Source organism: Ruegeria sp. PrR005 (assembly GCF_010500245.1).
Lineage (GTDB): Bacteria > Pseudomonadota > Alphaproteobacteria > Rhodobacterales > Rhodobacteraceae > Ruegeria_B > Ruegeria_B marisflavi.
In genome coordinates this window covers 175672-197423 of sequence record NZ_JAAGOX010000057.1, presented here as the reverse complement: position 1 = coordinate 197423, position 21752 = coordinate 175672, and the positions used below count along the sequence as shown (strand labels likewise).

The 21752-nt window shown below is 65.6% G+C and carries 22 protein-coding genes; 6 read left to right on the top strand and 16 right to left on the bottom strand.

What is annotated here, in order from left to right; translation table 11 throughout:
* Positions 1–45: 45 nt before the first annotated feature.
* Together G0P99_RS24345 and G0P99_RS24340 are read left to right on the top strand one after the other, a co-directional pair.
* Entirely contained in the window at positions 46–2553 is a 2508-nt protein-coding gene (locus tag G0P99_RS24345) for an FAD-dependent oxidoreductase (RefSeq protein ID WP_164133094.1), read from the top strand.
* 16 nt (positions 2554–2569) lie between these two features.
* The gene (locus tag G0P99_RS24340; RefSeq protein WP_164133093.1) at positions 2570–3367 is read left to right on the top strand and encodes a hypothetical protein; all 798 of its coding nucleotides are present in this window, start codon (positions 2570–2572) and stop codon (positions 3365–3367) included.
* 75 nt (positions 3368–3442) lie between these two features.
* Here the strand turns inward: G0P99_RS24340 and G0P99_RS24335 are convergent, their stop codons facing one another.
* Both G0P99_RS24335 and G0P99_RS24330 read right to left on the bottom strand, forming a co-directional pair.
* Positions 3443–3874, bottom strand: a complete 432-nt coding sequence (locus G0P99_RS24335; protein WP_239059928.1) for an EF-hand domain-containing protein — start codon at positions 3872–3874, stop codon at positions 3443–3445.
* A gap of 302 nt (positions 3875–4176) precedes the next feature.
* Entirely contained in the window at positions 4177–4767 is a 591-nt protein-coding gene (locus tag G0P99_RS24330; protein WP_164133091.1) for an HD domain-containing protein, read from the bottom strand.
* A gap of 101 nt (positions 4768–4868) precedes the next feature.
* Here G0P99_RS24330 and G0P99_RS24325 point away from each other — a divergent pair, with 101 nt between their 5' ends.
* Complete coding sequence (locus G0P99_RS24325; protein ID WP_164133090.1) at positions 4869–5720, top strand: LysR family transcriptional regulator; 852 nt, start codon at positions 4869–4871, stop codon at positions 5718–5720.
* A 74-nt stretch (positions 5721–5794) separates the two neighbouring features.
* Positions 5795–6406 (top strand): MliC family protein, encoded by a 612-nt coding sequence (locus G0P99_RS24320; RefSeq protein ID WP_164133089.1) that lies wholly within the window; start codon positions 5795–5797, stop codon positions 6404–6406.
* Between the two features lie 12 nt (positions 6407–6418).
* On the opposite strand, the gene G0P99_RS24315 is transcribed toward G0P99_RS24320, so the two are convergent.
* The 4 genes from G0P99_RS24315 to G0P99_RS24300 all read right to left on the bottom strand — a co-directional run bounded on the left by G0P99_RS24315 (position 6419) and on the right by G0P99_RS24300 (position 9475).
* The gene (locus G0P99_RS24315) at positions 6419–6754 is read right to left on the bottom strand and encodes a carboxymuconolactone decarboxylase family protein (protein ID WP_164133088.1); all 336 of its coding nucleotides are present in this window, start codon (positions 6752–6754) and stop codon (positions 6419–6421) included.
* A 68-nt stretch (positions 6755–6822) separates the two neighbouring features.
* Complete coding sequence (locus G0P99_RS24310) at positions 6823–7473, bottom strand: DUF938 domain-containing protein (protein WP_164133087.1); 651 nt, start codon at positions 7471–7473, stop codon at positions 6823–6825.
* The gene (locus G0P99_RS24305) at positions 7470–8540 is read right to left on the bottom strand and encodes an FAD-binding oxidoreductase (RefSeq protein ID WP_164133086.1); all 1071 of its coding nucleotides are present in this window, start codon (positions 8538–8540) and stop codon (positions 7470–7472) included. Before G0P99_RS24305 ends, G0P99_RS24310 begins: the two co-directional genes overlap by 4 nt.
* Positions 8537–9475 carry an aldo/keto reductase gene (locus G0P99_RS24300; RefSeq protein WP_164133085.1) on the bottom strand — a complete coding sequence of 313 codons (939 nt, stop codon included), beginning with the start codon at positions 9473–9475 and terminating at the stop codon, positions 8537–8539. Before G0P99_RS24300 ends, G0P99_RS24305 begins: the two co-directional genes overlap by 4 nt.
* A gap of 125 nt (positions 9476–9600) precedes the next feature.
* On the opposite strand from G0P99_RS24300, the gene G0P99_RS24295 reads away from it, so the two are divergent.
* Positions 9601–10014 carry a hypothetical protein gene (locus tag G0P99_RS24295; protein ID WP_239059927.1) on the top strand — a complete coding sequence of 138 codons (414 nt, stop codon included), beginning with the start codon at positions 9601–9603 and terminating at the stop codon, positions 10012–10014.
* Complete coding sequence (locus G0P99_RS24290; protein ID WP_164133084.1) at positions 10007–11245, top strand: HlyD family secretion protein; 1239 nt, start codon at positions 10007–10009, stop codon at positions 11243–11245. The genes G0P99_RS24295 and G0P99_RS24290 overlap by 8 nt, the downstream gene beginning before the upstream one ends.
* A 43-nt stretch (positions 11246–11288) precedes the next feature.
* On the opposite strand, the gene G0P99_RS24285 is transcribed toward G0P99_RS24290, so the two are convergent.
* The 10 genes from G0P99_RS24285 to xdhA form a co-directional block, all read right to left on the bottom strand.
* Entirely contained in the window at positions 11289–11687 is a 399-nt protein-coding gene (locus tag G0P99_RS24285) for a hypothetical protein (protein ID WP_164133083.1), read from the bottom strand.
* A gap of 5 nt (positions 11688–11692) precedes the next feature.
* The gene (locus G0P99_RS24280; RefSeq protein ID WP_164133082.1) at positions 11693–11926 is read right to left on the bottom strand and encodes a hypothetical protein; all 234 of its coding nucleotides are present in this window, start codon (positions 11924–11926) and stop codon (positions 11693–11695) included.
* A 211-nt stretch (positions 11927–12137) separates the two neighbouring features.
* The gene (locus G0P99_RS24275; protein WP_164133081.1) at positions 12138–13211 is read right to left on the bottom strand and encodes a BMP family ABC transporter substrate-binding protein; all 1074 of its coding nucleotides are present in this window, start codon (positions 13209–13211) and stop codon (positions 12138–12140) included.
* A 37-nt stretch (positions 13212–13248) separates the two neighbouring features.
* Positions 13249–14169: an ABC transporter permease gene (locus G0P99_RS24270; protein WP_164133080.1), complete on the bottom strand. Its 921-nt coding sequence runs from the start codon at positions 14167–14169 to the stop codon at positions 13249–13251.
* Positions 14169–14465 (bottom strand): hypothetical protein, encoded by a 297-nt coding sequence (locus G0P99_RS24265; protein WP_164133079.1) that lies wholly within the window; start codon positions 14463–14465, stop codon positions 14169–14171. The genes G0P99_RS24270 and G0P99_RS24265 overlap by 1 nt, the downstream gene beginning before the upstream one ends.
* A complete protein-coding gene (locus tag G0P99_RS24260) occupies positions 14465–15547 on the bottom strand; it encodes an ABC transporter permease (RefSeq protein WP_164133078.1) in 1083 nt (360 codons plus the stop codon). Before G0P99_RS24260 ends, G0P99_RS24265 begins: the two co-directional genes overlap by 1 nt.
* A 54-nt stretch (positions 15548–15601) precedes the next feature.
* Positions 15602–17119 carry an ABC transporter ATP-binding protein gene (locus G0P99_RS24255; RefSeq protein ID WP_164133077.1) on the bottom strand — a complete coding sequence of 506 codons (1518 nt, stop codon included), beginning with the start codon at positions 17117–17119 and terminating at the stop codon, positions 15602–15604.
* Positions 17116–18048 carry a xanthine dehydrogenase accessory protein XdhC gene (xdhC, locus tag G0P99_RS24250; protein ID WP_164133076.1) on the bottom strand — a complete coding sequence of 311 codons (933 nt, stop codon included), beginning with the start codon at positions 18046–18048 and terminating at the stop codon, positions 17116–17118. Before xdhC ends, G0P99_RS24255 begins: the two co-directional genes overlap by 4 nt.
* Entirely contained in the window at positions 18038–20368 is a 2331-nt protein-coding gene (xdhB, locus tag G0P99_RS24245; RefSeq protein ID WP_164133075.1) for a xanthine dehydrogenase molybdopterin binding subunit, read from the bottom strand. The genes xdhC and xdhB overlap by 11 nt, the downstream gene beginning before the upstream one ends.
* A complete protein-coding gene (gene xdhA / locus G0P99_RS24240) occupies positions 20365–21750 on the bottom strand; it encodes a xanthine dehydrogenase small subunit (RefSeq protein ID WP_164133074.1) in 1386 nt (461 codons plus the stop codon). The genes xdhB and xdhA overlap by 4 nt, the downstream gene beginning before the upstream one ends.
* Positions 21751–21752: the final 2 nt, after the last annotated feature.

Here is a 21752-nt window from a genome sequence, read left to right as displayed (position 1 = left end):
TCGGCATAAACCAAGCCAAAGAGACTCAACCCGGAGAGCGGTCCAATGAAAACCCAAGTCAAAGCACTGGTCGTCGGCGGCGGTGCCGTCGGTACCTCGATCGCCTATCACCTGGCCAAGGCGGGCTGGGACGATGTCATGCTGATCGAGCGGGACGAGCTGACCTCCGGCTCGACCTGGCACGCGGCGGGCCTGTTGCCGCTGTTCAACATGTCCTATGCGACCACCCATATCCACAAGTACTCGGTCGATTTCTACAAGACGCTGGAAGAGGAGACCGGACTGAACGCCGGGTTTGCCGTGGTCGGCAACCTGCGCATGGCGCAGACCCAGGACCGCATGGACGAGTTCATGCTCTATGCCTCGACCGCCGAGACTTGCGGCGTGAAATACGAATGGCTGAGCCCCGACCAGATCAAGGAACGCTGGCCGCTCATCCGCACCGACGATCTGAAGGGCGCGCTCTATCACACCGAGGACGGCTATATTAACCCCGCTGACGTGACCCAGGCCATGGCCAAGGGTGCGCGCCAGCGCGGCGTCGACATCGTGCGCAAGTTGCAGGCCGACGCCTTCCACTGGACCGGCACCCATTGGGAAGTCACCTGCACCAAGATGGTGGAGCAGGGCGGCAACCTGGTGCCGTCCGACGAACAGGTGGTGATCACCGCCGAGCATGTGGTGACCGCATCAGGCAACCATGCGCAGCGCACCGCGAAGCTCCTGGGCATCAAGATGCCCGCGATCCCGGTCGAGCATACCTTCATCGTGATGGACAAGGACCCCGAGCTGGTCAAATGGCGCGAGGCGGGCAACCCCGAGCACCCGGTGGTGCGCGATGCCGATAACGAATCCTATGCCCGCGAGGAGCGCGGCGGCTGGATCCTGGGTATCTACGAACACGGCGCACCGGCGCGGTTCGAATATGGCGTGCCCGACAGTTTCCGCGCCGACCTGTTCCCGCTCGATCTCGACCGGATCGCCGACCAGTACATGGCAATGGCCGAACGCGTGCCCTCCTGTGCCGACAGCGGCCTGAAGGACGATTTCAACGGCCCGATCTGCTACACGCCCGACGGCAACCCGCTGGTCGGCCCGGCGCCGGGTCTCAGAAACATGTGGCTGGCCGAGGGCTTCTCCTTCGGCATCACCGCCGCGGGCGGCACCGGATACTATCTCGCGCAGATGATGGTCGATGGCGAGGCCGAGATCGACATGGCCAGCCTCGACCCCAAACGCTACAGCAGCAACTGGATGACCACCGAGTTCGCCGCGCGCAAGAACGAGGAATGCTACAGCCACGTCTATATCCTGCACCACCCGGATGAAGAGCGCGAAGCCTGCCGCCCGCTGCGCACCGCACCTGCCTATGATCGGCAGAAAGCGCGTGGCGCGCAGTTCGGCTTCGTCAACGGCTGGGAGCGCCCCAACTATTACGGACCCCTCGATGCGCCCGAGAGCTTCGACCATGACGCCCGCAGCTTCCGCCGTGGCGGCTGGTGGCAATATGCCGTCGAAGAGGCCAAGGCGATCCGCGAAGGCGTTGGCCTGATTGACGCCACCGCCTTTACCAAGCACGTGGTCAAGGGCCCCGGCGCCACCCAGTTCCTCGACTGGTTCACCTGCAACAAACTGCCCAAAGTGGGCCGGATCAACCTGACATACGCGCTGACCACCCTTGGCACCACCCGCACCGAATACACCATCGTCCGCAATGGCGAGAACAACTACTACCTCGTCTCCGCCGGGGCCTGGTCCGAATATGACGCCGATTTCCTGCGCAAGGCGGCCGAGGACAAGATGGAAGAGTTCGGCTATATCGAGATCCAGGATGTCACCACCCAGTGGGGCGTCTTTGCCATCGCGGGGCCGAAGTCGCGCGATGTGCTGAAAGAGGTGATCAAGGACGCCGATCCCGACACCGCGCTCTCGAACAAGCGCTTCCCTTGGCTTTCCGCCCGTCAGATCGAACTGGGCATGTGCCCCGTAAACGCGATCCGCGTCGCCTATACCGGCGAGCTGGGCTGGGAACTGCATCACCCGATCGAGATGCAGAACTACCTGTGGGACCTGCTGAATGCCGCCGGTGAAAAGCACGGGATGAAGCTGGTGGGTGCTCGCGCCCAGAACTGGCTGCGCCAGGAGAAGAGCTATCGCGCCTTCGGCACCGAACTGGGCCGCGACGCGACCCCGCTGGAGGCCGACCTGCCGCGCTTTGTCGATCTCGACAAGGAGTTCCACGGCAAGGCGAAACTGGTCGAGACCGGCGTGCGTGCCAAATGCTGCACGCTGCTGATCGACGGCCCGGCGGATGCCGACCCCTGGGGCCGCGAGGCGCTCTATACCCCCGAGGGCGAGCGTGTCGGGCGCCTGACCTCGGGCGGCTATTCGGTGGCGTTTGGCAAGTCGATCGGCATGGGCTACGTTCGTCCCGAACTGGCCGTCGAGGGCACAAAGCTCCAGGTCAAGATGTTGGACAAGCTCTGGGATGCAATCGTCACCTGCGACAGCCCCTACGACCCGAAGAACGAGACCATCCGCAAGGACGGCTGAACCGCGCCGGATCTCTTTGATCTGGTTGATCCTGATCGCCGCGCTCTCATTGGGCGCGGCGTTTTTTTACAAGCAGAACCCGCTGGCCAACGCGGCACAGCGCTATGCCACCTCGGTCGCCACCGCCAGTGCCGCGACCTATGTCACGCTCCGGACGCTGAACGCGGTGCTCTCGACCGCGCAAGAGGTCGAGGTCTCGGGCAGCGCGCTGGTGGTTTCAGGCACGGCGCAACCGCTCAGGATGCTGGAGCCGGTGGATGACACGGTGGAGCGGATCGCCTCCGTGGTGTTCAACCTGATGCTGGCGACCGGTATCCTCGCCGTGGCCATGGGGCCGGTGGGCGCGGTGGGCGGCGGCATGATTGCGGCGGCGTCGCTGCTCTGGATCATGGACCGGCTGCTGGGACCGCGCGACGTGGTGTCGGTGCTGTCGCGCCGGCTGGCGTGGTATGGCGGGTTCTTTCTGCTGGCGCTGCCGCTGGCTTTTGTGATGTCCGCCTGGCTGGCCGATTGGCTGACGGCGGATGTGCTGGCCCGGCATCAGGCCATCATCGCCGAAATCACCGCTTCGGTCGGCGCACCGGTACCGGAACAGGCGGGCGGCTGGTGGGACACGATGCGCGAGACATTGGGAGAGGCGGGCCGGTACCAGGACCTGGCGCAGAACCTCTGGACCCGCGCCGACGATCTGGTCGGCAGCTACGTGGCGCTCCTGGCGGTGTTCGTGTTCAAGATCTTCGTGCTGCCCGCCCTGCTGGCGGGCGCGCTCTTCATCCTGACCCGCTTTTTCGCGCACCGCCCCGAAGGCGGCTGAGCGGGCGCTCCCGCCCGTTGGGCCCGGCGCCGCGCTTTGCGCGGCGCGGCGCCGTTGCCGGGGGCGCGATCCTGCCTAGCCGCCGCGCTTGAAATCGGCCGGTGCGACGGCGCCGTCGCCGTCGCGGTCCAGCATCCCGAAGAACTCGGCATCCCGCGCGGCGAATTCATCTGCCGAGACCAGGCCGTTTCCATCACCATCGTTGAAGCTGCGATCCATCGCCTTGTCGACAACGGCCATCGGCCCTTTCAGCCCGCCGCCACTGGCCTCCATATCCGCGCGGCGGGTTTCATCGAAGAGATCGTATTCGGCCGCGTCCAGCAGGCCGTTCTCGTCCTGGTCGAACATGGTAAAGATCTCTGCGCGTTTCTCGCTGATCTCGGCGGGCGTGATCCGGCCGTCGCCATCCATGTCCCAGTTCTCGATGAAATGGGCGCCGGGGACACCCTGGGCCAGGGTTGCCGTTGCGGTCAGGGCAAAGGCGGAAGACAGGACAAGCAGTCGCATTCTGGAATCTCCTTGAGACATGCACCTGGAGACTGAACGCAGGGCGGGCCGATTTCCGTCGGGCCATTTCGCCGCAGGGGGCGCTCCCGCCCGGCGGCCGCGCATCGCAGATGCGCCACCCCCGGTTGGGCCGGGCGCCACGCTGCGCGTGGCGACGCTCAGAACAGGCCGGATCCCTCCAGCTTCAGGTGTTCCAGGACCGCAGCCATTGCCATCGCGGCCACCAGTATCGCGGTTCTCATGATCGCGCTCCCTGCCGGTTTTCCGGTTTCTTAACGGCAGGGGAGCGGTTTTCCGTCGCCTCAGTCGGCGGCAGTCTCGTTCAACTCCATGTGACCGCCGCCGCGCGACAGCACCCGCCGCAAGATCGGTTCGAAGAACTCCAGCGGTTTGGTCGGATAGTCCGGGTCAAAGGCGCACTGGTCGTATTCATGGCAAAAGTAACGCGCATCTTCCCAATAGGGGCTGTCGCGATACTTGTCGCGCGCGTTACGGTCGCCGCCCCAGTAGTGGTTGTAGTAATACCCCTGGAACACGCAGTGATGTTGCAGGATCCAGTAACATTTCTCGCTGACATAGGGTTTCATCATCGCAGCGGCCAGTTCGCCGTGGTTGTAGGGCGACAGGATATCGCCCACATCATGCACCAGCGCCGCCACCACGATCTCGTCCTCGGCGCCATCGGCATGGGCGCGCGTCGCGGCCTGAAGCGAGTGCTGATATCGGTTGATCGGGTAGGGGGTCCAGGCCTCGTCCAACGAGCGGATCGCATCCAGTATCCGCTCGGGCAGGGCGGCGTTATAGGCCTCTTCATATTCCATCACCGCGTCCCAATCGGCCTGGGTGGCTTCTTCGAAACTGGTCCAGGTGGGCTTTAGTGACTTGTCCAGCATGGCGCGTTTCCTTTGTGTCTGCTTGGGGCAAAGGTAGCAGAGCGCATCTGAGCAGGAAAACGAATTGATTTGCTCAGATTGATGTGAAAAATCTATCACTCATGCAGATCGCCGCGCTCGAGACCTTTCTTGCCATTGCCGAGACCGGCAGTTTCCACGCTGCCGCCCGCGCGCTCAACGTCACCCAGACCGCAGTCAGCGCCCGCATCAAGGCGCTGGAAACCTCGCTTGGCGTCGCACTGTTTGAGCGCGGTCCGGCTGGCACGCGGCTCAGCCTTGCGGGCCAGCGCTTTCGCCCCCATGCCGAACAGATGTCGCGGACATGGAGCTTTGTCACCGCCGAGATGGCCGCTGGCCCCGGTGCGCGCGGCGCCTTGCGGCTGGGCGCGCAACTGTCGCTCTGGGATGCGCTCCTGGTCGATATGGCGGTCTGGCTGGAACAGGAGCAGGGGGTTGTCCCCTTCACCCTGAACTATGACCACGCGCTCGACATGGGCGCGGCGGTGGCCGAACGTCTTGTCGACCTCGCGTTGGTGCATGACCGCCCGACGCAGCCGGGGATCGAGGTAACCGACCTGCCCGATGAGCGGCTGACGCTGGTTTCCGACACGCCGCTGACCCTTGGATCGGACGAGATGCCGCTCTTCATCAACCTGGAGTTCTGCGCCGAATACGACCGGCTCTGGCAACAGGTGATGCCGCCCGGCAGCCGTCAGCATATCGTTCTGGGCAATGCGGCGATGGGGCTGCGCTACCTGATGCGGCGGGGCGGGGTGGGGTACTTCCCCGACACGATGGTGGGCGGTCCGCTGCGGCGCGGGCGGCTGCACGCGGTGCGCGGCGCCCCCGAAATGCGGCTGGCCTGCCGGGCCATCCATCTGCGCGACAATCCGGGCCTGGGCCAGATCGAAACCGTGATCACCGGGCTGCGCAAGCTCCGTTCCATACGCTGACTGCGGGCTTGGTCGGTTGCGATGCCGTGCTACACTGGTGGCGAATTGCAGTTTGACGTTCAGGAGAATCCGCCATGCGCGCCTTGTTCACCGCCAGCCTTTTGCTGGCCTCCCCCGTTCTGGCCCAGGAGGGTCCGGCGTTCGACTGCGCCAAGGCGCAGAGCGATGCCGAAACCCTGATCTGCCAGGATGCCGATCTTGCTCGGCTCGACCGGCTGGTAACCGGCCGCTACTCTGCGGCGCTCGACGTGGTCAAGGGGTTGGACGCAGGCGCGGAGGCGGCGGAAAAACAGCTGCGCGCCGAACAGCGCGGCTGGATCAAGGGGCGCGACGAGTGCTGGAAGGCCGAGGATCTGCGCGCCTGTGTTGCCGACAGCTACCTGCGGCGCGAGGGCGAACTGGTCGCCCGCTGGATGCTGGAGGACCCGACCGGCATCGCTTTCTGGGCCTGCGGCGGCAATCCGGCCAACGAGGTGGTGACCTTTTTCTATGCCACCGAATTGCCCAGCGTCCGCTTCGAACGCGGCGACAGCATTGATACCGGCGCGCTGGCGCCCACCGGGTCGGGCTCGAAATACGAAGGCAGCTTTGGCCGCTCGATCTGGATCAAGGGCGACAGCGCCATGTACCGCGACCCCGACCCTGACGGCAGCGAATGGGACTGCGTTCTGTCGTCGAACGGCTGACCGGACCGCGTGTCACCCGGCCAGTTCGTCGAAACACTCCAGCGCCTTGGCCGCGTACATCATCGACGGCCCGCCGCCCATCTGGATCGACATCGCCAGCACGTCGGCCACCTCGGTCCGGCTGGCGCCCGCCTTGACCAGCGCCTCGACATGCAGCGAGATGCAGGGCTCGCAGCGCGACGCGACCGAGATGCCAAGCGCGACGAATTCCTTGGTCTTGAAATCCAGCGTGCCGCCTTCCTTTACCGTCTTGCCCAGGGCGCCAAACGCGCGGGCAGTATCAGGAATGGCACCATGAAGATTGCGCAGCCCCGCGCGGGTGGCTGCCAGCTTGTCGTTCCAGCTCATCGGAATGTCCCTTACATATCTTTGTATCGGCATATGTAAGGGCGACCGGGCTTGCGCTTTGATCTGGATCAGATGCGTGGCTTTTCCGCGATCAGGGCCAGATTGTTGGCTGGCATCTCGACGACCTCGGTCATCTCCAGCCCGGCGCCCTGCATCAGGTCCATCGTGTCGAAATCGTCCTTGTAGCCGACCTCGGGGTCCTCGGCGGTCAGCGCGGCATGGAACCGCGCATCGCCCTCGCTGGTCAATTCGCCCGCTCGCATGAAGGGGCCATAGATCACCAGCCGCCCGCCAGGCGCGAGCGCGGCGGCGGCCTCGGCGATCAGGGTCGCAGCCTCGGGCGCCGAGATCAGGTGGAGGAGGTTGATCAGAACCACCAGATCCTGCCCCGCCCAAACCGCGCCCCATCCGGGGCGGGTGGCGTTCAGCTCTTGCGTGGGGGCGACAGTGTCCAGGCCTTCGCAATAGGCGTCGATACTGGCGCGGCGCTGGGCGTCCACCTCGGTCGGCTGCCAGCGGAGCCCGGGCAACCGCGCCGCAAAGGCACTCACATGCTGGCCGGTGCCGCTGGCCAGTTCCAGTGCGCGGCCCTTATGCGGGGCCACCTGCTCCAGCAGGTCGCAGAGCACGCCCACATTGCGTTCTGCCGCCGGGGCCACCATGCGCGCGCCGTCGCCCTGCGTGGCGATACTGGCGACCGAGGGAGGCTTGCGGCTCATCTCAGACGCTCCGGCCGCAATTGTGCCACCACCCCGGCCTCGATCTCGGGCACAGCCCCTGTCACAACATCGCATAGCAGTTGCGAGGCCGCAGGCGAGGTCTGGAACCCATAGCCGCCCTGACCCGCGCACCAGATGAAATCGCGCTGATCCGGGTCCGGCCCCAGCACCAGCACCCGGTCGGGGGCAAAACTGCGCAAGCCCGCCCAGTTGCTGTCCATCCGGGTCACCTCCTCGGTCACCATTTCCTGATAGCGCGCCAGCCCCTCGGCCAGCACCATATCATCGGCCCAGGCGTCCTGCGGCTCGACCGGGTCGGCATCGGCGGGCGAGACGATCAGCTTGCCCGCATCGGGCTTGGCATACCAGGTCTCGCCGACCCCCATCAGCATCGGCCAGCCGCTCACGTCATGGCCGCCCGGCGCGGGGATCCGCGCCATGGACCGGCGATAGGGTTGCAATCCGATGGGGGCCACCCCGGCCATCCCCGCCACCTGATCGGCCCAGGCCCCGGCGGCGTTGACGATGTTGCGCGCCTCGAACACATCGCCCGCCTCGACCTGCCAGACCACGCCACGCGCGATCCGCGTCACCCGCCGCCGGGTCAGCACCGCGCCGCCATTGGCGCGAATGACACGCGCGAAATCCTGCATCAGCCGGTCGGTATCGATATCCCAGGCCTCGTGGTGATGGGCGGCCAGCGCCACCGTCTCGGGGTTCAGGATCGGCACCATGGCGCGCGCCTCGTCCACCGAAATCGGTGTCATGTCCATGTCGGCCACATCCGCATTGTATTCGGCCACCTGATCCGACCGTCCCAGCAGCATCAGCCCGCGCGGGGTCAGGTAACCGCCATTGGCGGTGTGGTGATAGTCGGCACTGGCCCGGTTCAGCGCCACCACCGCGGGCTTGCCATAAGCCGCCTCGAACAGCGCCGCCGAACGGCCCGAGGCGTGGTACCCCAGCGCCTCTTCGGCCTCCAGCACGGTCACCTTGCCATGCGCCGACAGGCGCGCGCCCGCGCTCAGCCCGGCGATACCGCCGCCGATCACCAGAAAGTCGATCATGCCTGTTCCTCGATCCTGTCGGTTGCCGGGGGCGGCGTCGGGCTCAGCGCCGTGAGCCGCGCATAAAGCTCCGGCGACATCTCAAACGTCATCGCCGCCAGCGAGGGGCGCAACTGCTCGGCCGAGCGGGCCGAGATGATGGGCTGCGCGCTCAACGGGCCGGCCGCGACCCAGGCCACCGCCAGCGTCGCCGGGTCGACGCCCAGTTCGGTTCCGATCTGCATCAGCGCCTCGGCCGTGCGCGGCATCCAGTCCGGCCCGTAGCGTTTGGCATAGCTGTCGTCCTCGGTCAGCCTTCCCGCACCGCCGCCTGAATACTTGCCGGTCAGCAGGCCGCCGCCCAGTGGCGAATAGGCCGCCACATTGATCTCCTGATCGGCGCACATCGGCAGGATCTCGACCTCGGCCTGGCGCTTGACCAGGTTGTACATCGGTTGCATCAGGTCGATCGTCAGATCGAACTGCGCCGCGATGGAAACCGCCTTCATCACCTGCCAGGCGGCGAAATTCGACAGGCCGACATAGCGGATCTTCCCCTCGTCGCGCAGCCGCGCGAAGCATTCCATCGTCTCGTTCAGGTCGGTCTCGGGGTCGAACCGGTGCAGATACAGTGCATCGACCATTTCGAGCCCCAGCCGCGACAAGGAAACATCAAGCTGCGCCCGCATGTTGGCGGCTCCCGCGCCGCCAGTGTTCCCTACCTTGGTGGCGATCAAGAGCCGCTCGCGCTCCGCCCCGATCATCTCGCCCAGCAGGGTCTCGGACTGGCCGCCGGTGTAGACATGCGCGGTGTCGAAATGGGTGATGCCCGCCGCCCGGCAGGCCTCGTACATCTGGCGGCTTGCCGCCGCGTCGGCACGGCCCCCGAACTGCATGGTGCCAAAGGCAAATCCACGCGCGTCGGTGCCATCGAGTGTGGTCAGAAAACGTGTCATGCCGCAGACCATGACATGCCCCGCGCTGGCCGAAAAGGGCAAACAGGCACGCGCAGCGACTTGCCTGAAAACCCGCCGGATCGCATAGTCGGGCGGGAAATCAAAGACACGGACAGGAAGAGGGAATGAACACATCTGAAATGCATCCTATGGCCACGGCGCATTTGCCCGGCTATCTGCCTGGGGCCGATGGCAGCGACCCGCTGTTCATCGGGGTTGCGACCTTTACCATAGCGCTCATCGTGTTCATCGGCGCGATGTACTTCACGCTGCACGCCCTGCCGGAACGCATGGCCCATCACGGCAATCACACCCAGTTCCAGGTGATCGGCATTCTCGCGCTGATCGCGCTCTTTACCCATAACAATATCTTCTGGGTGGCCGCCCTGCTGCTCGCCGCCTTCCGGATGCCGGATTTCCTGACCCCGCTCCAGTCGATGGCAGGCTCGCTCAGCGGTATCCTCAGCCGGATGTCCGCTCCATCCGACGCACCACCGCCCGCCGCGCCGGCCGAACCGGAGGCGCCCCGCGATGTTTGAGCTTCTGATCTGTTCGCTGGTCACCATCGTGCCGGATTACCTCTACCGCCGCTACCGTCAGGGCAAGCGCTGGGGGCACGAGATCACCTTTTTCACCATGTGGTACGAGCTGCGCCATGGCATCACGCTGTGCGCCATGCTCACCATCTCGCTGATCACGCTGGTGTTCTTCTATCATCCGGCGACCTCGAACGTGCGCTCCTTCTTCCGCACCGTCACCATCCTGCCGGAAACCGGCGGCCGGGTGTCCGAGGTGCATGTGGCCAACAACCAGCAGGTCGCGGCGGGCGAGTTGCTGTTCCGGCTCGACGACGCCAGCCAGCGCGCGGCGGTCGAAACCGCCGAACGCCGGGTCGAAGAGGTCGAGGCCTCGCTGGTCGTGGCCGAGGCGAACCTGGCCGCGGCGCTGGGCAGCGTGACCCGTGCCGAAGCGGCGCTGAACCAGTCACAAGAGGATCTGGCCCGCGAACAGGAGCTGATCAATCGCGGCTCCAGCGCGGCCCGTCAGGCCGAACTGGACCGCTTCACCAACGAGGTCGGCATCCGCGAGGGCGAACTTGCCGCCGCCCGCGCCCAGCAGCAGGCCGTCGAGGAACAGATCCGCGTGCTGATCCCCGCACAGCGGGCCAGCGCCGAGGCGGCGCTGGAACAGGCCGAAACCGAACTGGCCAAGACCAGCGTCCATGCCGGGGTCTCGGGCACGGTGGAACAGTTCGGTCTTCAGGTCGGCGACTACATCAACCCGATCCTGCGCCCCGCCGGCATTCTCGTTCCCGAAGATTTCGTGGACCAGCACCGCTACGTCGCCGGGTTCCACCAGATCGCGGCGGGGGTGATCAAGCCGGGCATGTATGCGGAAATGACCTGCCTGTCGAAACCCTTCACCGTGATTCCGATGGTGGTCGTCGGTATTCAAGATGTGGTCCCCTCGGGCCAGATCAGGCCGACCGACCTGCTGGTCGACCCGCAGGACAACGCCCGTCCGGGCACCGTGACCGTGTATATGGAACCGGTCTATCCGGGTCAGGCCGATGGCATCCCCGCGGGCTCGAACTGTCTGGCCAATGCCTATACCAACAACCACGACATCTTGCAGAACGAAGACCTCAGCACCGGCCGCTGGCTGTTCCTGCATGTGGTCGACACCGTGGGGCTGGTGCATGCGATCCTGCTGCGTATCCAGACGCTGCTGATGCCGGTCAAGACGCTGGTGCTCAGCGGCGGGCACTGATCCGACACAAGCGCAATGAAAGGGGCCGTTTCCGGCCCCTTTCCTATTCGGCGGCAATGGCCGACTGGTCGGTGATCACCATGCTGCACGCGCGACAGGCGGTTTCGCCGGTCTGGTCGAACCAGCGGCAGCTGGCGCGGATCGGGCAGGGGGGCAGATGGTCCGCCAGCGGCACCCGGGCCTGGTCCAGATGTTCCAGCACATGGTCGATCACGCCGCAGCGGCTGCCGGTCCATTGCGCGCAGCCCGAGGTCGCACAGGGGGAGGAGAAGCGCATGCGCGCCTCGGGCTTGCCATGGGCGGAGGCGGTCTCGACAAAATCCGCGTCGATGGTCATCGAACTGCGCAGGTGGCGCACATGCCCGTCCGACCCCTTGACGCCCAACAGCTGGTTGCCCGGCGCGCAGCGCGCGCTCGGGCAGGTCTTGTCCGGGGCGGACATCGTGATCACCCCATACGGGCGAGCATGCCGCCCAGTTCCTTTTCCCGCTCCAGCAGCGGGCCCAGTTCGGGATGCAGGATGATCCCGTACCATTCGCGCGGGAACTTGGTGACCCAGGGTTTCTCGAACCCGGTGCGGGCGATATGGCCCAGAACCATCTTCTGGATGTCCGCCTGAAGCTCCAGCTCCGAGTTCCGATCCATTTCCAGATCGCCGGTATCGACAACAAAACGTGCCATGTCAGTCTCCTTGATGAAAAGTGCCGCCCCTGAAAATACGTGCGGGGCAGGAACAGGATACATGATGGCCAGTCAGCATCCTATGCGGGAATACCGGACCCCGTTGCACGCATAGGCCAAACTCCGCCGATCCGCCCCGGTCCAGAGGCGTGGGCGAAGTGAAAAAGGCCCCGCCGAAGCGGGGCCTTGGATCCAGGTTTCAGACCGGGGATCAGTTCGGGATATCGCCTTCGATACCTTCGACATAGAAGTTCATGCCCGCCAGCGTGCCGTCATCGGCGGTTTCGCCCTCGGCCAGCCAGTCAGAACCGTCCTGCTTCTTCAGCGGGCCGGTGAACGGGTGGTAGGAGCCGCTTGCGATCGCGTCCTTCAGCGCCAGCGCCTCGGCCTTCACCTCGGCCGGAACCGCGTCCGAGATCTCGCCGATGCCCACCATTCCGGCGCCGATGCCGTCCCAGGTGTTCACGGTGGCCCAGCTGCCGTCCATCACCGCCTGGGTGCGCGCGATATAGTAGGGCGCCCAGTTGTCGATGATCGAGCTGACGCGCGGCATCGGGGCATACTCGCTCATGTCCGAGGCCTGGCCAAAGGTGATGACGTTGCCTGCGGCCTGCGCGGCGGCCTGCGGTGCGGTCGAATCGGTGTGTTGCAGGATCACGTCGGCACCCTGTTCGATCAGCACCTTGGCGGCATCGGCCTCTTTCGCCGGGTCGAACCAAGTATAGGCCCAGACGATCTTGAACTGAACGTCCGGGTTCACCTTGCGGGCGTGGATAAAGGCCGAGTTGATGCCCCGGATCACTTCGGGGATCGGGTAAGAGCCGATATAGCCCACCACGTTCGACTTGGTCATGCGCCCGGCAATGGTGCCCTGCACGGCGCGGCCCTCATAGAAACGGGCCGAATAAACCGACACGTTTGGCGCGGTCTTGTAGCCGGTGGCATGCTCGAACTTCACCTTCGGGAACTTCTTGGCCACGTTGATCGTCGGATCCATGTAACCGAACGAGGTGGTAAAGATCAGATCGGCGCCTTCCAGCGCCATCTGGGTCATCACCCGTTCGGCATCCGGGCCCTCGGGCACGCTTTCGACGAAGACGGTTTCGACCTTGTCGCCGAAATGCTCCTCGACGGCCAGACGGCCCTTGTTATGCTCATAGGTCCAGCCGCCGTCGCCGACGGGGCCGACATAGACAAAACCGACCTTGGTCTTGTCCTGTGCCATCGCGCCGGTCGCCAGACCCAGCGCCATCGCGGCGGTTGCGAGAAGAGACGTGAACTTCATTTAGGAACTCCCCTGTTTGGTTGTTAGTTTGCTCTCGTCAGTGAGAGGCGTGGAAGGTGCGGCCCAGCGAGGCCGGTGCGCTGCTCTTGTCGGCCGAAAGGATGACAAGGACAAGGATGGTGATGACATAGGGCGACATTGCCAGATACTCGACCGGGATGGCAACGCCCGCCGCTTGCAGATTAAGCTGAATGACCGTGACTCCGCCAAAGAGATAGGCCCCCAACAGCGCCCGCCAGGGCTTCCAGCTTGCGAACACCACCAGCGCCAGCGCGATCCAGCCGACACCGGCGGTCATGCCCTCGGTCCACTGCGGCACGCGAATGAGGCTGATATAGGCCCCGCCCAGCCCGGCACAGGCGCCGCCGAACATGATCGCCATGACCCGGATGCGGATTACCTTGTACCCCAGCGCATGGGCGGCATCGTGGTTCTCGCCCACAGCCCGCAGGATCAGGCCCGCGCGGCTGTATTTCAGCATCCACCAGACCGCACCCGTCAGCGCGATGCCCAGGTACAGGACCAGATCATGGCTGAACAGGATCGGCCCCACCACCGGCAGATCGCTCAGCACCGGAATGTCGAGCTTGCCCATCGCCGGCGGCTTGATCCCGACATAGGACTGGCCCATCAACGCGCTCAGCCCCAGACCGAACAGCGTCAGCGCCAGACCGCTCGCCACCTGGTTGGCCAGCGCCACCTGGGTCAGCACCACGAACAAGAGCGACAGGATCGCGCCGCCCACGGCAGCGCCGATAAAGCCCAGCCAGGGCGAGCCGGTCTCGACCGCGATGGCGAAACCGCTGATCGCACCAACGATCATCATCCCCTCGACGCCCAGGTTCAGAACGCCCGCGCGCTCCACCACCAATTCACCGATTGCAGCCAGCAAGAGGGGGGTTGCGGCGACCATCAGAGAGGCCACCAGAAGGACGGGATTGATTGCAGACAGGTCCATTACAGCGTCCCCGCGAGTTTAAGGCCAGTGAAAGAGCCGAAAATGGTACCAAACCACATTCCGGAAAGTGCGGATGCCTCATGTGCCCATCTGCTGGTCGGCGTCACGAGCAAGAGCAGGAGGAATCCACCAAATGGAGCACCGATAGCAAGCAGCGTGACCAGCAACCCCTCCCACCCAAAAGCTGCAAGGCTCATGATCATTGGAATGCCATCCAGCGGTGTGAACGCAAGCGCGGCCAACAGAACAAAGCTGCACCCGGCAAAGATCGCAAAGCGGCGGAGATGGGTTTTCATCACGCCACCTCTTTGCGGGCCGCACGGATGCGGTAGTTGGTCAACAGATCCAGTGCCAGCAGGAAAAAGAGCAGCATCCCCTGGAACACCTGGATCGCGGCGGCAGGCAGGCCCAGGCTGCCCTGTGCGATCTCGCCACCGATATAGGTCAGCGCCATCAACCCCCCGGCCAGCAGGATGCCCACCGGATGCAGACGGCCCAGAAAGGCCACGATGATCGCGGTAAAGCCATAACCCACGTTGAAATCGATGCTGACCTGGCCGGATGGGCCCGAGACCTCGAACAGCCCCGCCAGCCCCGCCAGCGCGCCCGAGACGCCCAGGCAGAACAGGATCAGCCGGGCTGGTTTCACCCCGGCAAACCGCGCCGCGCGCGGCGCCTCGCCGGTCAGGCGGATGTGGAACCCGGTCATGTGCCGGTTCAAGAGCACATAGGCAAAGATCACCGCGATCAGCGCCGCCACCACGCCCCAATGCATCCCCGTTCCTTCGATCAGCTCGGCATTATGCGCGCTGGCATAGGATTGCAGGTTGCGCGAACCGGGAAAGCCGAACCCCTCGGGGTTCTTGAGCAGACCCAACGACATCGAGGCCAAGAGCTGTTCGGCCACATAGACCATCATCAGCGACACCAGAATCTCGTTGGTGCCGAACCGCACCTTGAGGAAGGCGGGCACCATGGCCCAGGCCCATCCGCCCAATGCCCCCGCGATCACCATCAACGGAAAGATGTAAAACGCCTCCATCGGGTAAAAGGCCAGCCCCACACCGGCGCCCACGATGGCGCCCATGATGTACTGCCCCTCGGCCCCGATGTTCCAGATGCCCGCGCGGAACCCCAGGGAAAGGCCGATGGCGATCAGCACCAGCGGCGCCCCTTTGACCAGCAGTTGCGGACGATAGTAGAACGCATATTCCCCGAACAGCGGCTCCCAAAAGATGGTGCCGATCGCCTCGACCGGGTTCTTGCCCAGCGCCGCAAACAGCAGCCCGCCGAAAAACATGGTGGCCAGCACCGCCACCAGCGGCGTCGCCATCGACCAGGCCCGCGAAGGCTGCGGCCGTTTCTCCAGAACGATCATCCGCGCGTCCCCCCAATCACGGTGTTCTTGTTGCCAGTCTGTTTCAGGATGAGGTCAGACATGCGCCACCTCCATCCCGTGGGCGCCGCCCATCATCAGGCCGATCTCGTCCACGGTCAGCCCGGTGGTGGTGCGCGGTGCGCTCAGCCGCCCCTCGTTCAGCGCCGCGAACGTGTCCGAGATCTCCATCAGCTCGTCCAGGTCCTGGCTGATGCAGACCACCGCCGTGCCCTTGGCCGCCAGATCCAGCAGCGCCTGCCGGATCGCGGCCGCCGCCGATGCATCCACGCCCCAGGTGGGCTGGTTCACCACCAGCACGTCAGGGTTCTGCAACACCTCGCGCCCGATGACGAATTTTTGCAGGTTGCCGCCCGACAGCGACCGCGCCGCGTTTTCCGGCCCCGGCGTGCGCACGTCGAATTCCTTGATGATCCGCTCGGCGAACGCCTGCGTTTCGGCCCATTTCAGGAACCCGTTGCTTTCCAGCCCCTCGCGCACCGATCCGGTGAGCAGCGCGTTTTCCGTAAGGCTCATGTTGGGCGCCGCTGCATGGCCCAGCCGTTCTTCGGGCGCCGTCAGCAGGCCCAGCCGCCGCCGCGCCGTCGGACCCATCCGGCCCACCGGCTGGCCATCCTTCTTGACCGCGTCCGCCGCCGTCAGGATCTCGCCCGACAAGACGGCCAAGAGCTCGTCCTGCCCGTTGCCCGCAACCCCACCGATGCCCAGAACCTCGCCCTTGCGCACCGTCATATGCACATTCTTCAGCGAGGTGCCGAATTCGCTGGGCGAGGGCACCGACAGGCCCGAGATATCCAGCGCGATCTCGCCGAACTCCCGGCCCGACCGTTCCGGCGTCTTCAGCGCCGTGCCCACCATCATCTCGGCCATGTCCCGGGCCGAGGTCTCGCGCGGGGTGCATTCGCCCACGTTCTTGCCCAGCCGCAGGATGGTGGCATGATCGCAAAGCGTGCGGATCTCCTCCAGCTTGTGGCTGATATAGAGGATCGAGGTCCCCTCGGAGCGCAGCTTTTGCAGCGTCTGGAACAGGATCTCCACCTCCTGCGGCGTCAGCACGCTGGTCGGCTCGTCCATGATCAACAGCTTGGGGTCCTGCAACAGGCAGCGGATGATCTCGACCCGCTGCCGCTCGCCCGCGCTCAGATCACCGACGGTGCGGAACGGATCCAGAGGCAGGCCATAGGTCTCGCTCACCTCGCGGATGCGCGCGGCCAGATCGCCCATCGCGGGCGGGTTCTCCATCCCCAGCGCGATGTTCTCGGCCACGTTCAGCGCGTCGAACAGCGAGAAATGCTGGAACACCATGGCAATCCCGTCGGCCCGCGCCGCGCGTGGCTCAGGCGGCGCATAGGGCGCGCCGCGCAGGGACATGGTGCCGCTGTCGGGCTTGACCAGCCCATAGATCATCTTGACCAGCGTGGACTTGCCCGCGCCGTTCTCGCCCAAGAGGGCATGCACCTCGCCCTCGCCAATGTCGAAACTGACATTGTCGTTGGCGACCACGCCGGGATAGGCCTTGGTCAGCCCCTTGATGCTCAGAAGTGGTGTGCTCACGCGCTCAGCTCCTTCCTTGTCTTTTCGCTATGCGCCGGGCTCAGCAGCCGGGCGGCAACGCCAATGGCGATGCTGGCGGGATGTTTGCCCAGGGCGGGATCGCCGATGGGACAGGTGATGCGGGCGACCTGCTGCGGCGTGTGGCCAAGGGCCGCCAGCCGCGACCGGAATCGCGCCTTTTTGGTAGCCGAGCCGATCAGCCCGGCAAAGGCAAAATCGTGCCGCAGCAAGCGGTTGCACAGTTCCAGGTCCAGTTCATGCGAATAGGTCAGGATCAGGTGCTCGGCCGTGCGCGGCGCATAGGCAACCAGATCGGTGGGCCGCGCCGCGGATAGCGGCGTCACCCCGGCAGGAACGTCTTGGGGAAACCGCTCCACCCCGGTATCGACCCAGGTGATGGCGATCTCGGGCAGCGGCGACAGCACATCGACCAGCGCCCGGCCCACATGGCCCGCGCCCCAGATCCAGAGCTGCCGCGCCGGTCTCAACACAGGCTCGACCATCCAGTCGCCGACCAGCTGCGCCTCGGGGAGCACACCCTGTCCGCGCGCCCGCGCCAGCAGGCGCTTGACCGCCAGCGGCACAGGTGCCGCGCCGCTCGCCGCCCGCGCGACAACCTCGCCGTCAATCGCCTCCAGCCGCGCCGCATCCCAGACTTCCGTCAACAGCGTCACCGCCCCGCCGCAGCACTGGCCCAGCTCCGGCCCCAGCGCATGCCGACTCAGCCCCAGCCGCCCGGCCCGCGCCGCCTCTGCCGCCTGAAACTCCAAGGCACCGCCGCCGATAGTGCCAGACTGGCCGTTCTTCCAGACAAGCATCGCCGCGCCCACCTCGCGCGGGGACGATCCCCTGATCGCCGCGATCACCACCCGGGTCACCACCCCATGGTCGGCCACCGCCGCGCGCAGCCCCTCCAGATCAAATGCCATCGCCAAGCCTCCGGATGCCTTTCCAGACCTCCTCCGCCGTCGCGGGCGCGTTCAGCGCCGGATAGGCATCGCCACAGGACGCCACAGCATCAGACAAAGCCAGCCAGGCCGAGATGCCCAGCATGAACGGCGGCTCGCCCACGGCCTTCGACCGGTAGATCGTGTCCTCACGGTTCTGCCCGTCCCATAGCGCCACGTTGAACACCTCGGGCCGGTCCGAACAGGCCGGGATCTTGTAGGTCGAAGGCGCATGCGTCCTCAGCCGTCCGTGATCGTCCCAGACCAGCTCCTCGGTGGTCAGCCAGCCCGCACCCTGCACATAGCCGCCCTCGACCTGGCCGATATCCAGATCGGGGTTCAGCGAGGCACCGGCATCATGCAGGATGTCCGCGCGCAGGATGCGGTATTCGCCGGTCAGCGTGTCCACCGCCACCTCGGTCACCGAGGCGCCATAGGCAAAGTAGTAAAACGGCCGCCCGCGTCCCTGGATCCGGTCCCATTCGATCTTGGGCGTCTTGTAGAACCCGGTCGCCGACAGGCTGATCCGCCCCTGATAGGCCAGCGCCGCCGCTTCGGCAAAGCTGTAGCGCGCCTCGCCCACCTCGACCTGCCCATTCCCGAACCGGACCGAGGCGACCTCCGCCTGATGCCGCTCGGCCAGAGAGGCCGCCATCCGGTCGCGGATGGTGTCGCAGGCGGCCTTGACCGCCATGCCATTCAGGTCCGACCCCGACGAGGCCGCCGTGGCCGAAGTATTGGGCACCTTGGCTGTATCGGTGGCGGTGATCTTGACCATCTCCAGCGGAATGCCGAACCGGCTTGCCGCCACCTGCGCCACTTTCTGGAACAGGCCCTGGCCCATCTCGGTGCCGCCATGGTTCAGATGCACGGAGCCGTCCTGATAGACATGCACCAGCGCGCCCGCCTGGTTCAGATGAGTGAGGGTAAAGGAAATCCCGAACTTTACCGGCGAAAAGGCGATGCCCCGCTTGACGATCGGGTTGGCCGCGTTCCACGCCGCCACCGCCGCCTTTCGCGTGGCGTAATCCGACGACGCCAGCAGCGCCTCGGTCATCCCGTGCAGTTCGAAATCCTCGACCACCTGCCCATAGGGCGTGGTGTTCTCCTTCATTTCGCTGGAAATACTCCGGGGGGTGTGGGGGGCAGAGCCCCCCGCCGGCGCCGCATAGTAATTGCGCTGCCTCAACTCGACCGGGTCGATCCCCAGCACATGCGCGGCATGGTCCATAACCCGCTCGATCCCGACCATCCCCTGCGGCCCGCCAAACCCGCGATAGGCGGTGGCGGATTGGGTATTGGTCTTCAGCCGGTGGCTTTCGATCCGCGCGTTGGGCAGCAGATAGGCATTGTCCGCATGCAGCATCGCCCGATCCGCCACCGGCAGCGACAGATCCTGCGCCCAGCCGCAGATCGCGTGATGCAGGAAGGAGACGCCCAATATCCGGCCCTCCGTGTCGAACCCGGCGCGATAGGCGATGCGGAACGCGTGGCGCTTGCCGGTGATCACCATGTCGTCGTCGCGGTCATAGCGCATCTTGCAGGCGCGGCCGGTGGCGCGCGCCGCCACGGCGCAGGCCACCGCCAGCGCGTTGCCTTGGCTCTCCTTGCCGCCAAAGCCGCCGCCCATGCGGCGGGTCTCGACCCGGACGGCGTGCATCGGCACGCCCAAAGCCTCGGCCACCTTGTGCTGGATCTCGGTCGGATGCTGGGTGGAGCTGTGGACCAGCATGTCGCCGCCCTCGCCGGGCAGGGCCAGCGCGGCCTGACCTTCGAGATAGAAATGCTCCTGCCCGCCCAGCTCGAACGTGCCTTCGATCACATGGGCCGCCCCGGCAATCGCCGCCTCGGCATCGCCCTTTTCATAGATGCGCGGCCCGTCCTCGAACCGGCTGTTGGCCGCCAGCGCCTGTTCGATGGTCAGGATCGCGGGTTCCTCGGCATAGTCGATCCGCGCCCGCCGCACCGCCTTGCGCGCGGCCAGGTGGCTGGTCGCCACCACCGCGAAGATCGGCTGGCCCACGTAGTTGACCGTACCGTCCGAGAGCAAAGGCTCGTCATGGATCGAGGGCGAGACATCGTTGGCAAAGGGCAGGTCATCGGCCGTCATCACCAGCACCACGCCGGGCGCTTGCCGGACCGCGTCCAGATCCATCGCGGTGATCCGCCCCTTGGCAATCGTGCTCAGGCCAAAGGCCAGATGCAGCGTGTCGCGCGGGGTGGGGATATCGTCGACATAACGGGCGGTGCCGGCCACGTGCAGCGGTGCCGCGTCATGCGGCAGGGGTTTTGCAACGCTCATGCCCGTACCTCCAGCACATTGGCCAACTGGCCCTGATCCTCGGTGAAATAGCGGCTCAGCATCGCCTTGGCGGTCTCCATCCGGTAAGCGGCCGAGGCGCGCATGTCCGACATCGGGGTGAAATCGACCTCGAACTCTGGCAGCGCGGCGTTAACAACCTGTTGCGTCCATGGCTGTCCGATCAGCGCAGCTTCGACCGCGCGGGCGCGTTTCGGGATGCCCGCCATGCCGCCAAAGGCGATGCGGGCGGCGGTAACGATGCCACCCTCGACGGTGATGTTGAAACAGCCGCAAACGGCCGAGATATCCTGATCGAAACGCTTCGACAGCTTGTAGCATTTCAGCCGGTCGGGTTGGCGCGGGAAACTCACCGCCTCGACAAACTCGCCCGGCGCGCGGTCCTGCTTGCCATAGTCGAGGAAGAACGCCTCGAGCGGCAGGTCGCGGCGTGTGTCGCCCTTGCGCAGATGCAGGGTGGCGCCCAGCGCGATCAGCGCGGGCGGGTTGTCGCCGATGGGCGAGCCATTGGCGATATTGCCGCCGACAGTGGCGGCGTTGCGCACCTGCACGCTGGCATAGCGGCGGATCATCTCACCATAAGAGGGGTGCAGGGGGGCGACGGCGTCGCGCATCCGGTTCATGTCGACCATGGCGCCCAGGCGCACATGTGTATCGGTGACCTCGATCTCTTTAAGGTCGGCGCAGCCGGAGAGGAAAATGACCTTGGGCAACTCGCGCAGCTGCTTGGTGACCCAGAGGCCCACATCGGTCGCCCCGGCGACCAGCGTGGCGTCGGGGTGGGCTTCGTAGAGGGCCGCGAGTTCATCGCTTGAGGTGGGGGAGGAGGGGGGCTCTGCCCCCCGGCCTGCGGCCTCCCCCCGGAGTATTTCCGGCGAAATGAAGGCGCGATCGGTGGCGAGCCAGTCGGGTTTCGGCGCGCTTTCGACCGCACGGGCGGCGCGGATGATCGGGGCATAGCCGGTGCAGCGGCAGAGATTGCCGGCCAGCTGGGTGTCGTGGTCGGTGGCGCCCTCGGCATGGCCCGCAACCATCGACATCACGAAGCCCGGCGTGCAGAAGCCGCACTGGCTGCCGTGATGGGTCACCATGGCCTGTTGCACCGGATGGCTGCCGCCCAGCCCCTCGACCGTGCGCACCGCCTTGCCGTGAAGCTGCGGCAAGAACAGGATGCAGGCGTTCAGGGCGCGGGTGCCGTCGGCATCGCTGACGGCCACGGTGCATGCGCCGCAATCGCCCTCGTTGCAGCCTTCCTTGGTGCCGGTCAGACCGCGATCCTCGCGCAGCCAGTCGAGCAGCGTCGCGGTGGGGTCGGCCTCCACCAGCTCCACTGTCTCTCCGTTCAGAAGAAACGTGATCTTCATAC